The organism is Streptomyces mesophilus, from assembly GCF_011044995.1.
Lineage (GTDB): Bacteria > Actinomycetota > Actinomycetes > Streptomycetales > Streptomycetaceae > Streptomyces > Streptomyces mesophilus.
The window spans coordinates 17,951-32,361 of record NZ_JAAKZW010000077.1; the positions used below are offsets into that span (position 1 = coordinate 17,951).

The window sequence follows — 14,411 nt, forward strand, 5'->3', positions numbered from 1 at the left end:
TCATGGACGACGCACGGCAGACAACGGGCAGCAGCGACACCGCTCCTGTGCTGCGTCTGCACCTCATGGGTGGCTTTCGCGCCATACGTGAAGAAGGTCCGGCCGCTCCCGAACGGTGGCCGCGGCCCAGCGCCCAGGCCCTGGTCAAGCTGCTCGCCGTCACGCCCGGCCACCGTCTGCACCGCGAGCAGGCGATGGCGCTGTGCTGGCCCGAGGCCGACCAGCAGTCCGCGACCGGCAGCCTCCGGGTCGCGCTGCACGCCGCGCGCCGCGCGCTCGAACCGGAACTCACCCCGCGCGCGGCCTCCTCGTACCTGATATCCGACGGCGCCTTCCTCCGGCTCGACCCGGCGACCGTGCAGATCGACGCCGACCGGATCGAGCACGCGGCGCGCACCGCGCTCGACTCCGGGCGGATCGGCGAACTCGGGGCGGTCCTCGACGAGTTCACCGGCGAGCTGCTGCCCGAGGACCGGTACGCGAACTGGGCCCGTGCCCGCCGTGACCAGCTGGCCGCCCTGCGCGAGGAGGTGCTGCTCGCGCTCGCCGCGGCGCATATGGCGCAGGGCTCCCCGGCCGAGGCGATCGGCGCCGCCGAGCAGGTGCTCGCCACCAGCCCCGCCGAGGAGCTGGCCCATCGGGTGCTCATCGACGCGTACGTGCGGCAGGGCCTGCGCCGCCGGGCCGTGCACCAGTACCACCTGTGCCGCGAGGCGCTGGACACGGAGCTGGGGGTGCGCCCCGGTCCCGAGACGGAGCGGCTGCACCGCGTGGCGCTCGCGTCGCCGCCCGCGCTTTCGCCCGCGATCCGGCCCACGCTGCCGGCCCCGCTGCGGGGCATCCGTACGACGCCGCTGCACGGCCGCGGCGCAGAGCTGAGCCGGCTGCTCGCCGACGAAGGGCCACCGGTACGGCTGCTCACGGGCGAGGCGGGCGTCGGCAAGACCCGGCTCGCGGGCGAGGCGGCCCGCCGGGCGGTCGCGGCGGGCACCGTGGTCCTGTGGGGCGCCGGGCACGACGCGGAGGGACACACGCCGTACGGGGTGTTCGCGGAGGCGCTCGACGGGTGGCTGGCCGAGCGGAGCGTGGCCGAACGGGCGCGGGTCGGCGCGGAGTACCCCGAACTGGCCGCGTTCCTGCCCTCGTTGGGTCAGGTGCCGGCGGTCGGCGAGCGCAGCCCCGAGGAGGAACGCGACCGGCTGTTCCGTGCGACGGCCGGGCTGCTCGGTGAACTGGCCGCCCAGCAGCCCGTGGTGCTCGTCCTCGATGATCTGCACGCCGCCGACACCGGCTCGTACCAGCTGCTCAGCCATCTGGCGCGGCGCGGCGGTGGCGGCGGTCCCGGGGCGCGGTTCCTCGTCACGTATCGCGAGGAGGAACTGCCGGAGACCGATCCGCGCCGCGCGGACCTGGCGGCCCTGGTGCGCCAGCGGCTGGCCGGCGTCGAGCCCGTACACCGGCTCGGCCGGGACGCCTGTCTCGCGGTGGCGCGCGACGCGGGCGGTGGCGTGGAGGCCCAGCGGGTGTGGGAGCTGTCGCTCGGGAATCCGCTGTTCGCGCTTGAGCTGGCGAGGGGGCCGCTGGACACCGCCGGCGGCGTGGCGCCCGACGGCGTACGGCAGTTGGTGGCCGAGCGGCTCGCGCGGCTCGACCACGACACCCGGCGGATCGTGGAGGCGCTCTCCGCGGCGGGCGCCAAGACGGCCACCTCCGAACTGCTCGACGTCGCCGAGCACGGACTGCATCCGCCGGTACGGGGCGCCGCCGCGACCGAGGCGCTCGAGCGGGCCCTCGGTGCCGCGCTGATCGAGGAGCGGCCCGTGGTGGTCTCGGGACGGCAGGAGCCCGGGCTCGCCTTCCGCCATCCGCTCGTCCGCCTCACCTGTTACGAAGGCCTCTCGGCGGTCCGCAGACGGCAGTTGCACGGTGCGTTCGCGCAGACCGTGCAGCGGCGCAGGCCCGACGCGGTGGACACCCTGGCCGCCCACTTCGCCCGCGCCGACGACCCGCGCGCGGCCGACTATCTGCGCCGGGCGGCCGAACGGGCCGCCGCCCTCTATGCCAACGACACCGCCGACCGCTACTACCGCGACCTGGTCGCCCGCCTCGACGTGGACGCGGCCCGCGCCCGGCTCGCGCACGCCCATGTCCTGCGCAGAATGGGCCACTTCGAGCAGGCGGCCGAGGCGCTGCGTCTCGCCCTCGCGGAGTTCGAACGCCGTCAGGCGCACGACGACGCGGTGCTGGCGGCGGCGGTGCTCGCGGAGACGCTGGTCAAGACGAGCGGCACGGGGACGGGGGCGGGCACAGGAGCCGGCTCGGGCTCGGGCTCGGACACCGGCACGGATGCAGGCCCCGGCTTGGGCTCGGGCACAGGACCCGGCTCGGGCTCGGGCACAGGACCCGGCTCGGGCTCGGGCACAGGACCCGGCTCGGGCTCGGGAGGCGGGTTGGGCACAGGAGGCGGCTCGGGCGCAGGATCCGGCAAGTCGAACGCCACCGCCGTCGGCCGCCGCCTCCTGCGCGACCACCCCGTGACCGCGGACACCGCGCCGGAACCGGCCGCGTGCCACTTCCTCGCCCTGGCCGTGATCCGCTGCGTCCAGGGCCGCTACACGGACGGCGCCGAGGCGGCCCGGCAGGCGCTCGCGGCCGCGGGGAAGGTGCCCGGTGCGCCGGGGCAGGGCCTCGCCGCCAAGGCGTTCGCGATGCAGGCCGTCAACCTGGGGCTCAACGGCCGCTTCGACGAAGCGCGCGAGGCCGGCGACCAAGCGCTCGCGCCGGCCGAGGCGTACGGGGATCCGACGCTGCTCGGCTCGGTCCTGTCCACCCTGCGCGAGAACGCGCGGCGGGCCGGCCGCCTCCAGGAGGCGGTCGAGACCGGCACCCGCGCGCTCGGCCTGGCCGAACGTTCCGGTGATCCGACCGCGGCCGCCTTCGAGCAGGCGAACCTCGCGGAGCTGCACCTGCTCCTCGAAGAACCGGAACCGGCCCGCGCCCTGGCCGAACAGGCGGTGGCCGGTGCGGAGGCCTACGACGCGTGGTGCCTCCCGTACGCCCTCGTGACACTGGCGCTGGTACGCCTGCGCCTTGACGCACCGGCGCGGGCGGCCGCCCTCCTGGACCGCGCCGCGACCGTGGCCACCACGCTCGGCGACCGGCAGGCCGAGCACGAAGTGCGCACGGCACGCGCCGAACTCGCCCTGCGCGCCCACCGCCCCGCCGACGCCCTGAGCGCCCTGGACGGGCACACGGACGACGCCCCCGTATCAGCAGCATGGGCCGAACTCCTCGTGGGCCGGCCCGAGTCGGCGCTCACTCTCGCGCGCGCCGAGGTGTCCCGGGCCGAACGCACCGGGGAACGGCTGGCCGAGGTGGAGGCACGCATCGCCCTCGGGGCCTCTTTGCACCGGGCCGCGCGGCCCGGCGAGGGCGCCGGAGAGCTGGCGCGCGCCGAGTCGCTGGCCGGTGTGCTGCCGTATCCGGCGGGGGTGCGGCGGGTCGCGTGGGCGCGGGAGATCCTGATCACCGGGTGATCAGGCTCCGTCAGTTGTCCTGGCCGTCGCGGTCGTCACGGTCATCGGCGTCGTTGCGGTCGTCGTGGTCGTCGTGGTCGTCCGCCCGGTCATCGCGGTCGTCGCGGTCATCACGGTCGTCCGCCCGGTCATCGGCGTCATCGCGGTCGTCACGGTCCTCGGTGATACGGGAGGACTTCGTGTCGACGTTCCAGTCGCGCTCCTTGCCCTTGTCGTCCGTGGTCTCGACGTCCCAGGCCTCGGCGCCGCGGTCGTCGTCACCGTCCAGGTCGACCGAGGTGACGAAGCCCTTGGCGGAGGCTATGTCCGCCGCCTGCTTGGCGGAGACCGTCGTGCCCTTCAGGGCCGCGCGGGTCTCGCGGGCGTCCTCGGCGTTGTCATCGTCGTCGCGCTCCGTCTCGGTGCCGAGGACCTTGCCCGTCTTGGCGTCGACCTTCACCTCGTACCAGGTGGTGCCGGAGCCGAGGATGTCGACCTGCCAGTCGCGGTCGTCGTCGTCCTCGAGGTCCGCGGAGACCGCCGTACCGGACTGGGCCTTCAGGGCCGCGTCGATCGCCTGGGCGGCGGTGAGGCGGGAGGCCTCGGCCGCCGAGGAGTCGGAGGACCCGGAGCCCTTCGAGACGGTCGAGGTCTGGGAGCCGCGGCGGTCGTCGTCGCGGCCGTCGTTCCCGTCGGAGGAAGCGGCCGAGGACGAGGAGGCGCCGGACGTGCTCGCTTCCGTACCCGTGGCGAAGGCGTAGGCGCTGCCGCCCGCGACGAGGGTGGCGACGGCGACGCCTGCGATGACGATGTTGCTGCGCTTCATGAGCTCGGATCCTCCGTGGCTGGGGGGCTGTGCTGCCTGTCGTGCGTTGCGATGACCCAAAGGTGCCTGGACGAGGCTGAAGAGAAGCTGAAACGACCTGAAAGGTTCTTCAGGGAGTGGTTCGTATCCGTTCCCTACGACACGCGCCGTATGGGCAGTTTTGCCGCACTCGCACCGCCAGGATGAGCGCCGTCGGAGATCTACTCGACGGCCAGGTCAGGAGTGTGGAATGCGGTTCACGATGCGCAGACGTCCAGGTCGGACGTATGGCGTGCTGGGTCTTGTCGCCGTGGTGGCGTTCGGGGCGCTCGGCCCCGCGGGCGCCCGCGCCGAGGAGCGGCGGGAGCGGCCCGCACGGCCGGGGGATGTGGTGAGCGCGGAGCCCGCCGGGTTCGGGCTGCTGCCCGGGCTGCTCACGCAGAAGACCGACGGCTGGCGGATCACCTACCGCTCGACCGGCGCGACCGGCAAGGCGAACGTGGTGTCCGGGGCCGTGATCGTCCCCAAGGACGGTCGCAAGGGGCCCCGCCCGCTCGTGGTCTTCGCGCCGGGCACGGTGGGCCTCGCGGACAAATGCGCCTCGTCGAAGGGACGCCTGTCGGCCGTATCGCTGCTCTTCGACCGCGGGCTTCGGCGCGGCTGGGGCTTCGTGATGACGGATTACGAGGGTCTGGGGACGAAGGGCGACCACACCTATCTCGTCGGACGGTCCGAGGGCCAGGCCGTCCTCGACGCCGTACGGGCGGCCCAACGGCTGCCCCAGGCAAGGAAGTCGGGCCTGACCGAGCGCTCCGACGTGGGCATCGTCGGCTACTCGCAGGGCGGGCACGCCGCCGCCTGGGCCGCCGAGCTGCACCACACCTACGCGCCCGAGCTGAAGTTGCGCGGCACGGCGGCCGGTGGTGTGCCGGCCGATCTGGGGAAGGCCTTCGCGTACAACGACGGCAAGGGCGGCGCCGGGTTCGCGATGATGGCGGCGGTCGGGCACGACGCCGCGTATCCCGGTCTCGGCCTGGAGCGCAGCCTCACCAAGGAGGGCCGGCGCCTGGCCGGCCTGGCCCGCACCAGCTGCTCCGGCGACATCCTCGCCGCGATGAAGGGGCGGCAGATGCACACGCTCGTCGACCCGAAGGCGGCGCCGGGCGGACGGCTCTTCGAGCGCGCCGACTGGCGGGCCCGGCTGACCGCGTCCGACCCGGGGCGCACCGTGCCGGACCACCCCGTGCTGCTGTTCCAGGGCACGTCCGACGAGCTGATCCCGTACGAGGATGTCGTGCGCCTGCACCGCACGTGGTCCCGTACGAATCCCGAGGTGACCTTCCGCAAGGTGCCGTTCGGGACGCATGCGTCGACGGTCCTCTTCGCCGTCGGGCCCGTGATGAAGTGGATGACCCAGCGGCTGGGCTGAGCACTGTGTGAGACGTGAAGGGGCGGGGTGCTCATGTGCACCCCGCCCCTTCACGTGTTCAGCGGGTCAACCCCCGCAGTGCCACGTTCAGTTCGAGGACGTTCACCCGTGGCTCGCCCATGAAGCCGAGCGTGCGGCCCTCGGTGTGGTCCTCGACCAGCTGCTCGACCTTCGCCACCGGCAGCCCGTTCCTCTCGGCCACCCGGTGGACCTGCAACTCCGCGTACTGCGGGGAGATGTGCGGGTCGAGGCCGGAACCGGAGGACGTGACGGCGTCGGGGGGAATCCGAGCGGCATCGACCTCGTAACCCGGTACGGAGTTGTCCTTGATGACGGCCGCCCTGGCCTCCCTCACCTGGGCGCAGAGCGTCCCCTCCTCGGGCTTCGCCGGGCAGGAGGCCTTGCCGGTCTTCGGGTCGTGGTCGGCGCCGTCCTCTCCGGAGCGGTTGGTCGCGCCCGAGAGAATCAGCTTGTACTGGGTGTTGACCGAGTTGGCGCCCAAGCCGTTGGACGGGCGGGGCTGGAAGAACTTGAGGTCCGGGGCCGGGGTCTCCTGCCCCTTCTTCAGCGGCAGGTTGTACGTCTGGCCGATCAGCGAGGAGCCGACCACCTTGCCGGTCGCGTCCTTGATCTCGGAGCCGTTCGCCTGGTGGGAGAAGAGCCCCTGGGCGACGCCCGTCACGGCGAGCGGGTAGAGCACGCCGGTGACGACCGTCAGGACGAGCAGGGCGCGCAGGGCCGCACCGAGCAACCGGGCGGTGTTTCCAACGGAGTTGTTCATGGTCAGTGCCGCGCTTTCAGGGATTACAGCCCGGGAAGGAGAGAGAGAAGCAGGTCGATCAGCTTGATGCCGATGAAGGGGGCGATCAGACCGCCGAGCCCGTAGATCCCGAGGTTGCGGCGGAGCATCTTGTCGGCGCTGGTCGGCTTGTACCGGACACCCTTCAGGGCGAGCGGCACGAGCGCGATGATGATCAGCGCGTTGAAGATGACGGCGGACAGGATCGCCGACTCCGGCGAGGTCAGCCGCATGATGTTGAGCGCGTCGAGCTGCGGGTAGGCCACCGCGAACATCGCGGGGATGATCGCGAAGTACTTCGCCACGTCGTTGGCGATGGAGAAGGTGGTCAACGCTCCCCGGGTGATGAGGAGTTGCTTGCCGATCTCGACGATCTCGATGAGCTTGGTCGGGTTGGAGTCGAGATCGACCATGTTCCCGGCTTCCTTGGCCGCGGATGTACCGGTGTTCATGGCCACACCGACATCGGCCTGCGCGAGCGCGGGCGCGTCGTTCGTGCCGTCGCCCGTCATCGCGACCAGCTTGCCGCCGGCCTGCTCGCGCTTGATCAGCGCCATCTTGTCCTCGGGCGTCGCCTCCGCGAGGAAGTCGTCGACGCCCGCCTCCTCGGCGATGGCCTTGGCGGTCAGCGGGTTGTCACCCGTGATCATGACCGTCTTGATGCCCATCCGGCGCAGCTCGTCGAAGCGTTCGCGCATGCCCTCCTTGACGACATCCTTGAGGTGGATGACGCCCACCACCCGGGCGCTGGTCCTCCCATCCGGGCCGATGTCTTCGACCGCGACGAGGAGCGGCGTACCGCCGGATTCAGAGATCTTGTACGAGAGGTCGGAGGCGTCGTCCGCGACCGTGCCGCCGCGTTCGGTGACCCAGGTGAGGACCGAACCGGTCGCGCCCTTGCGGACCTTGCGGCCGTCCACGTCCACACCCGACATCCGGGTCTGTGCGGTGAACGGCACCCACTCGGCGCCGGCCAGCTCGCCCTGGTGGCGCTCGCGAAGCCCGTACTTCTCCTTGGCGAGGACCACGATGGAGCGGCCCTCCGGGGTCTCGTCCGCGAGGGAGGAGAGCTGGGCGGCGTCCGCCACCTCGGCCGCCGTCGTGCCGCGCACCGGCACGAACTCGGCGGCCTGCCGGTTGCCGAGCGTGATGGTGCCGGTCTTGTCCAGGAGCAGCGTCGACACGTCACCGGCGGCCTCGACCGCCCTGCCCGACATGGCCAGGACATTGCGCTGCACCAGACGGTCCATGCCCGCGATACCGATCGCCGAGAGCAGCGCGCCGATCGTCGTGGGGATCAGACAGACGAGGAGTGCGGTGAGCACGATCATCGAGGTCTGCTTGTCGGCGCCCGCGTAGATGGCGAAGGGCTTGAGGGTGACGACGGCGAGCAGGAAGACCACGGTCAGCGAGGCGAGCAGGATGTTGAGCGCGATCTCGTTGGGGGTCTTCTGCCGGGCCGCGCCCTCGACCAGGTTGATCATGCGGTCGATGAAGGTCTCGCCCGGCTTCGTCGTGATCTTGATGACGATGCGGTCGGAGAGCACTTTCGTACCGCCTGTGACGGCCGAGCGGTCACCGCCCGACTCCCGGATGACCGGCGCCGATTCACCGGTGATCGCCGACTCGTCCACGGAGGCCACGCCCTCGACGACGTCACCGTCGCCGGGGATGATGTCGCCCGCCTCGCAGACCACGAGATCTCCGATCCGCAGATCCGTGCCCGGGACGCTCTCCTCGGAGCTGCCGTCCGCCAGCAGCCGGCGCGCGACCGTGTCCGTCTTGGCCTTGCGCAGGGTGTCCGCCTGCGCCTTGCCGCGGCCCTCGGCGACGGCCTCCGCGAGGTTGGCGAAGACGACGGTCAGCCAGAGCCAGGCCGTGATGACCCAGCCGAACCAGGCGCCGGGGTTCGTGACCGCGAGCGCGGTGGTGACCAGCGAGCCGATCAACACCACGAACATCACGGGAGACTTGACCATCACCCGCGGGTGCAGCTTGCGCACCGCGTCCGGCAGCGACTTGAGCAGCTGCTTCGGGTCGAAGAGGCCCCCGCCGACCTTCCCGGCCGGCTCCTTGGGAGTGGGCGGGGCGGGCGGAGTGGACGGAGTGCGGGGTGCGCGGGTCGCAAGCGTGTCGTCGATCGTCATGACGCCAGTCCTTCGGCGAGCGGGCCAAGGGCCAGTGCCGGGAAGTAGGTGAGGCCGGTGATGATCAGGATCGTGCCGATCAACAGGCCGGTGAACAGCGGCTTTTCGGTACGCAGGGTGCCGGCGGAGACCGGTACGGGCTTCTGCTCGGCGAGCGAGCCCGCCAGGGCGAGGACGAACACCATCGGCAGGAAGCGGCCGAGCAGCATCGCGAGTCCGGTCGTGGTGTTGAACCACTGGGTGTCCGCGTTGAGGCCGGCGAAGGCCGAGCCGTTGTTGTTCCCGGCCGAGGTGTAGGCGTACAGGATCTCGGAGAAGCCGTGCGCGCCCGAGTTGGTCATCGAGTGGCCGGGGGTGGACAGCGCCATCGACGCGGCGGTGAAGCCGAGCACGAGCGCCGGCGTGACGAGGATGTAGCAGGCCGCGAACTTGATCTCGCGGGTGCCGATCTTCTTGCCCAGGTACTCCGGGGTGCGGCCGACCATCAGGCCCGCGAGGAACACCGCGATGATCGCCATGATCAGCATGCCGTAGAGCCCGGAGCCCACACCGCCCGGTGCGATCTCGCCGAGCTGCATGCCCAACATGTTGAGGCCGCCGCCGAAGCCGGTGTTGGAGGAGTGGAAGGAGTTGACCGCGCCCGTCGAGGTGAGCGTCGTCGACACCGAGAAGAGCGCCGAGCCCGCGATGCCGAACCGAGTCTCCTTGCCCTCCATCGCGCCGCCGGCGAGGTCGAACGCCGGCCCGTGGCCCGCGAATTCGGTCCACATCATCAGGCCGATGAAGGCGAGCCAGATGGCGGCCATCGTGCCGAGGAGCGCGTAGCCCTGCTTGAGGGAACCGACCATCCTGCCGAAGGTGCGCGTCAGCGAGAACGGGATGAGCAGGATCAGGAAGATCTCGAAGAGGTTCGAGAAGGCGCCCGGGTTCTCGAAGGGGTGGGCCGAGTTGGCGTTGAAGTAGCCGCCGCCGTTGGTGCCCAGCTCCTTGATGGCTTCCTGCGAGGCGACCGCGCCGCCGTTCCACTGCTGGTGGCCGCCCATGAACTGACCGACCTCGTGGATCCCGGCGAAGTTCTGGATCGCGCCGCAAGCCACGAGCACGATCGCGCCGATGACGGAGAGCGGGATCAGGATGCGGACGGTACCGCGTACCAAGTCGGCCCAGAAGTTGCCGAGTTCACCGGTGCGGCTGCGCGAGAAGCCGCGGACGAGCGCCACCGCCACGGCGATCCCCACGGCCGCCGAGACGAAGTTCTGCACCGCGAGGCCGCCGGTCTGCACGACGTGGCCCATGGCCTGTTCGCCGTAGTACGACTGCCAGTTGGTGTTGGAGACGAAGGACGCGGCCGTGTTGAAGGCCTGGTCGGGGTCGATCGACTTGAAGCCGAGGGATCCCGGGAGGCTGCCCTGGAGCCGCTGCAAGAGGTACAGGAAGAGGACGCCGACCGCGGAGAAGGCGAGGACACCGCGGAGGTACGCCATCCAGCGCATCTCCGTGTCGGGGTTGGCGCCGATGGCCTTGTAGATCCACTTCTCGACGCGCAGGTGCTTGTCCGAGGAGTAGACCCTGGCCATGTAGTCGCCGAGGGGCCGGTAGGCGAGCGCCAGTGCCGCGATGAGCGCGAGCAGCTGGAGCAGGCCGGCGAGTGCGGAACTCATATCCGTACCTAGAACCTCTCCGGCTTGATGAGGGCGAGGATCAGGTATCCGAGGAGGGCGACGGCGACGATCAGGCCGACGATGTTCTCAGCGCTCACAGCTTTGCCACCCCCTTGGCTATGAGGGCCACCAGCGCGAAGACCGCGAGTGTGGTGACGACGAAGGCCACGTCGGCCATCGCAAGCTCCAGGTTCAGTAGTGATCGGACTCTTCGAGGAAAGCCCTGTTTCCGGCGGCCGCGTTCTTCGTTGACGGCTCTCATACGCGGCGGGGCGCGGCCTTGATGTGCCGTTGACGGGCCTTGACGCGTCCTTGACGGGGCCTGCTGACCTGCGGGAAAGCCCCGCGCTCCCGCTCCTGGATCCCGGCGGCGATCAGGCCGTGTCGCACTCGAACCAGACCGTCTTGCCCCGCCCGTCGGGGTCCGGGTCCGCCCCCCAGCGGTCCGTGACCGAGTCGACGAGGAGCAGGCCCCGGTTGTTCTCGATGAGGTCGTCGTACGCCGGGGCCGGCTGCGGCAGCACCGGGCTGTCGTCCGCGACCTCCACACGGATCCCGTGCTCGCGGCGCACGATCCGGATCGTGCAGCGCCCGCCCGGTACGTGTCTGATCACGTTCGACACCAGCTCGGTGAGCGCGAGCTCCGCCGCGTCCGCGAGCCCGTCGAGCCGCCAGGCCTTCAGGTGCAGGCGCAGGATGTGACGCAGGGGCCGGGCGGAGTGGGCGCCGACGGTGAGGGTCATGCGGTAGGCGGGGCCAAGGGGCGCGGTTCGTGGGGGAGTTGCTTGATTCATGGCTCCAGGTTGGAGTGGGGTGGTTACTCTGAGCTACGAGCTGAACGCAACGGCGCGTTCTGTGGGCTTGGGGGTGGCCAGCCATGGTCAATGTCCGCGACCTCGATCCGGGCGCTTCGCCGCTGGACTATTACGGCTCGGAGCTGCGGCGGCTGCGCGAGGCGGCCGGGCTCAAGCAGGGCGAGCTGGGTTCCGCCGTCTTCTGCTCCGGCTCTCTGATCGGACAGATCGAGACGGCCCGCAAGGTCCCGACGCGCGAGCTGTCGGAGCGGCTTGATGCGGCGCTCGGTTCGGACGGGCATCTGGCGCGTCTGGTGGGGCTGGTCCTGCGCAGCCAGCTGCCGACGTGGTTCCAGGCGTACGCGGCGATGGAGGCGAGGGCCGCGTACATCTCCACGTTCCAGGCGCAGTTGGTGTACGGGCTTCTGCAGACCGAGGCGTACGCGCGGGCCGTGCTCGGTGTACGCGAGGAGGGCGACCTCGACGCCAAGGTAGCCGCGCGCCTGGAGCGCCAGCGCATCCTGGAGCGCGAGGAGCCGCCGCTGGTGTGGGTCGTGCTGAGCGAGGCGGTGCTGCATCAGGAGATCGGTGGCCGGGAGGTCATGCGGAACCAACTGGCGTACTTGTTGGATACGCAGGAGCGTGACTGGTTGACGGTCCAGGTCCTGCCGTTCGAGGCAGGGGAACACACCGGGCTGATGGGCTCCTACACGCTGATGCGCTTCGACAGCGATCCGGACCTCGTCTATACCGAGGACTTCGTGCAGGGCCACATGACCGCCAACTCGCATGCGGTCAGGGAAGGTTCGCTCCGTTACGATCACTTGCAGGCCGCCGCGCTCTCCGTGGAGGACTCGGCGGCGCGGATCGCCCGCGTCATGGAGGAGCGTTATGGACCGGCACCAGGACCTGACGAGCGCGCAGTGGCGTAAGTCCTCGTACAGCGGAGACACCGGCGGCGAGTGCGTCGAGGTCGCCGACCTCGCCCCCCACATCGCCATCCGCGACAGCAAGGCCCCCGACGGCCCCGTCCTCACCCTCCCCGCCGACAGCTTCGCGCGGTTCGTCGGCGCTGCCGTGCGCGGAGAGATCTAGGCGGCCGCGGAGGCATGCGCTTCCTGAGACGCGTACGCCGGGACCTGTCCCACGGCCGGAACCTGGAGATCTACAGCACCGCCCTGCTCTCCATAACCCTGGCCGTTCTGGGGGCACTTGACCTCGCGAGCGGCAAGGTGCTCGCCGCCGCGACCCTCGCCACGCTCGCGCTGCTCGCCGTCGGGCTGCTCGGCAGCCGCAGACAGGTGGACGAGCTCGCCGACCAGGTGCGGTCCCGTCTCGCGGGAGACCTGGGCGCGCAGGAGTTCTTCGCGCGCGACAAGCCGGAGCTCGTCGAGCAGCTCAGCCAGGCGCGGGACATCGCCCTCGTGGGCGTGACGCTCTCGCGCACCCTGCGCAACACGGTGTCGGAGCTGCAGCGGCGGGCGGGCGCCGGGGCGCGGATCAGGGTCGCGTTGATCGACCCGACGACCTCGGCGCCGGCCGAAGCGACCCGGCGCAGCACCCTGACCGACCGGCCCGAGGTGTTCGACAACCGGCTGCGCCCGTCCCTCGACCTGCTGCGCGAACTCGCCGACCACCGGGTGCGCCCGGACGCGGCGCAGGGCCGTGTCGAGGTGCGGTTCGTGCCGTTCGTCCCGGCCTTCGGCCTGGTGATGATCGATCCGCAGCAGCCGGGCGGTCTCATCCACGTCGACATCTACTCGCACAGCTCCGCCACCGGGGACGCCGTCTTCACCCTCCTCCCGGGCCGCGACGGACCGTGGTTCGGGCACTTCGAGGCGGAGTTCGAACGGATCTGGTCCGTGGGCCGCCCGGCCGACACCTCGGACGGCTTCGCCTTCCCGCCGGCACCGGCTTCGGGGGCCTAGCGGGCCGCGACCGCGCGGACGTACATCAATGTGGGACTTGGACCAAGATTGGTACATGTCTCTGAAGCGGACCAACGTCTACGTCGACCCTGAGGACCTGGCCATCATCAAGGAGGCGGCCAAGCGCCGGGGCATCAGCGAGGCCGAGATCATCCGGCAGGGGATCCACCTCGCGGCCATGGCCAACCGCGTATGGGACGAGCCCCTGTTCTCCCGGACCTTTGAAGGATCCGGCCGCACCATGACGAAGCACGAAGTCAGAGAGACCGTCGCCGACGCAGTGCAAAGCCGGAGCGGGTCCGGAACCGCCACGTGATCACCGTCATCACCGACACCTCCGGCCTGCTGGCCGCCCTCGACTCCACGCACCCCCGCGAACTCGGCCGCACGGCTGCAGTCCGCGCGGTGGAGGACATCCGGCGCTGGATGCGCCGCGGCCGGGTCTCCGTGCCCGAGATCACCGAGAACCACCTCGGCGCCGCTCAATCCGTACGCGCCCGCTATCAGGCGTTGGACCTCGACCTCGCCGACGCGGTCAACGTGGCGCTCGCCGCCGACTTCGAGACGGACGCGATCCTCACCCTGGACCGCCGCGACTTCCGCGCCGTGCGCCCGCTGGGCCGTCACAAGGCGTTCCGGGTCCTCCCCGACGATCTGCCGCTCTGACCGCGCCGCGCGGGCCGGGCCGGACCTCGCCGACGGGTCGCCCCCAGCGAGTTTCTGCTCTCGGCCGAGCCGGTCGCGTCCGTGCGGGCACGGGACCACCACATCCGCCTCGGTCACAACTCCCGTACCACCCGCCCCTCCCGTCGAGTCGATCTCACTCGCACGAAGGAATGCGCGAAGGGTGACGGCGAAATTACCGTAGACGTATGGGTTTTCGGCGTCTGACCGGTACGTCCGGTCTGTGCCGCCACCGTGGGCGGCGCGGCCGGCGGTTCGCCGTGCGGACCGGAGTGTCGGTGTGGCTGGGCGTGCTGCTTGTGGTCGGCGGTACGCAGCCCGCCGAGGCCGTACGGGCGGACGTGCAGGCCGTCGACGGGAGCGGGCTGCCCGTTCCCGAGCCCGCGGGGCGGGGCTGCGGACCGTCGGAGCGGACGCCGGTCGAGGGGCCGGTGACGCCTTCGATGCCCACGGTGCGGGGCGGGCGCGCGGAAACCCCTTGGGCGGTCGGTTGCGCGAGCACCGTTCCCGGCCTCCGTACCGCCTTGGCGACGACGGCCGAAGCCGCGGCTCCCTTACCAACACCCCTTTCCCACCCGGACTTTGCCGCCGAACGGGCCCGGCACACGGCGCTGCGCTGCTGAGGAGACGCCTCCCCCGCGCCCCCTCC

The 14,411-nt window shown here is 71.2% G+C and carries 13 protein-coding genes; 7 read left to right on the top strand and 6 right to left on the bottom strand.

Going from position 1 to position 14,411, the window contains the following annotated elements:
* Positions 1–2: 2 nt before the first annotated feature.
* Positions 3–3,536 carry an ATP-binding protein gene (locus G6045_RS19415; protein WP_165333265.1) on the top strand — a complete coding sequence of 1,178 codons (3,534 nt, stop codon included), beginning with the start codon at positions 3–5 and terminating at the stop codon, positions 3,534–3,536.
* Between the two features lie 10 nt (positions 3,537–3,546).
* Here G6045_RS19415 and G6045_RS19420 read toward each other — a convergent pair whose 3' ends face one another.
* On the bottom strand, positions 3,547–4,341 hold the full coding sequence (locus G6045_RS19420) for a PepSY domain-containing protein (protein WP_165333266.1): 795 nt from the start codon (positions 4,339–4,341) through the stop codon (positions 3,547–3,549).
* Between the two features lie 271 nt (positions 4,342–4,612).
* On the opposite strand from G6045_RS19420, the gene G6045_RS19425 reads away from it, so the two are divergent.
* On the top strand, positions 4,613–5,749 hold the full coding sequence (locus G6045_RS19425) for a lipase family protein (RefSeq protein WP_165333267.1): 1,137 nt from the start codon (positions 4,613–4,615) through the stop codon (positions 5,747–5,749).
* A 58-nt stretch (positions 5,750–5,807) separates the two neighbouring features.
* On the opposite strand, the gene G6045_RS19430 is transcribed toward G6045_RS19425, so the two are convergent.
* The 5 genes from G6045_RS19430 to G6045_RS19450 all read right to left on the bottom strand — a co-directional run bounded on the left by G6045_RS19430 (position 5,808) and on the right by G6045_RS19450 (position 11,099).
* Positions 5,808–6,530 (bottom strand): potassium-transporting ATPase subunit C, encoded by a 723-nt coding sequence (locus G6045_RS19430; RefSeq protein ID WP_165333268.1) that lies wholly within the window; start codon positions 6,528–6,530, stop codon positions 5,808–5,810.
* Positions 6,531–6,553: 23 nt separating this feature from the next.
* Positions 6,554–8,695: a potassium-transporting ATPase subunit KdpB gene (gene kdpB / locus G6045_RS19435; protein ID WP_165333269.1), complete on the bottom strand. Its 2,142-nt coding sequence runs from the start codon at positions 8,693–8,695 to the stop codon at positions 6,554–6,556.
* A complete protein-coding gene (gene kdpA / locus G6045_RS19440; protein WP_165333270.1) occupies positions 8,692–10,356 on the bottom strand; it encodes a potassium-transporting ATPase subunit KdpA in 1,665 nt (554 codons plus the stop codon). The genes kdpB and kdpA overlap by 4 nt, the downstream gene beginning before the upstream one ends.
* 8 nt (positions 10,357–10,364) lie before the next feature.
* Positions 10,365–10,454: a K(+)-transporting ATPase subunit F gene (kdpF, locus tag G6045_RS19445; protein ID WP_165333271.1), complete on the bottom strand. Its 90-nt coding sequence runs from the start codon at positions 10,452–10,454 to the stop codon at positions 10,365–10,367.
* A 276-nt stretch (positions 10,455–10,730) separates the two neighbouring features.
* Positions 10,731–11,099 carry an ATP-binding protein gene (locus G6045_RS19450; RefSeq protein WP_235968056.1) on the bottom strand — a complete coding sequence of 123 codons (369 nt, stop codon included), beginning with the start codon at positions 11,097–11,099 and terminating at the stop codon, positions 10,731–10,733.
* 134 nt (positions 11,100–11,233) lie between these two features.
* Here G6045_RS19450 and G6045_RS19455 point away from each other — a divergent pair, with 134 nt between their 5' ends.
* From G6045_RS19455 to G6045_RS19475, 5 genes are read left to right on the top strand one after another with little or no spacing between them, the layout of a single operon-like run.
* Entirely contained in the window at positions 11,234–12,082 is an 849-nt protein-coding gene (locus G6045_RS19455) for a helix-turn-helix domain-containing protein (protein ID WP_165333273.1), read from the top strand.
* Positions 12,042–12,245, top strand: a complete 204-nt coding sequence (locus G6045_RS19460; protein WP_165333274.1) for a DUF397 domain-containing protein — start codon at positions 12,042–12,044, stop codon at positions 12,243–12,245. Before G6045_RS19455 ends, G6045_RS19460 begins: the two co-directional genes overlap by 41 nt.
* Positions 12,246–12,259: 14 nt before the next feature.
* Positions 12,260–13,078, top strand: a complete 819-nt coding sequence (locus G6045_RS19465; RefSeq protein ID WP_165333275.1) for a hypothetical protein — start codon at positions 12,260–12,262, stop codon at positions 13,076–13,078.
* 55 nt (positions 13,079–13,133) lie between these two features.
* Complete coding sequence (locus G6045_RS19470; RefSeq protein ID WP_165333276.1) at positions 13,134–13,394, top strand: ribbon-helix-helix domain-containing protein; 261 nt, start codon at positions 13,134–13,136, stop codon at positions 13,392–13,394.
* Complete coding sequence (locus G6045_RS19475) at positions 13,391–13,744, top strand: PIN domain-containing protein (RefSeq protein WP_165333277.1); 354 nt, start codon at positions 13,391–13,393, stop codon at positions 13,742–13,744. The genes G6045_RS19470 and G6045_RS19475 overlap by 4 nt, the downstream gene beginning before the upstream one ends.
* Positions 13,745–14,411 lie beyond the last annotated feature (667 nt).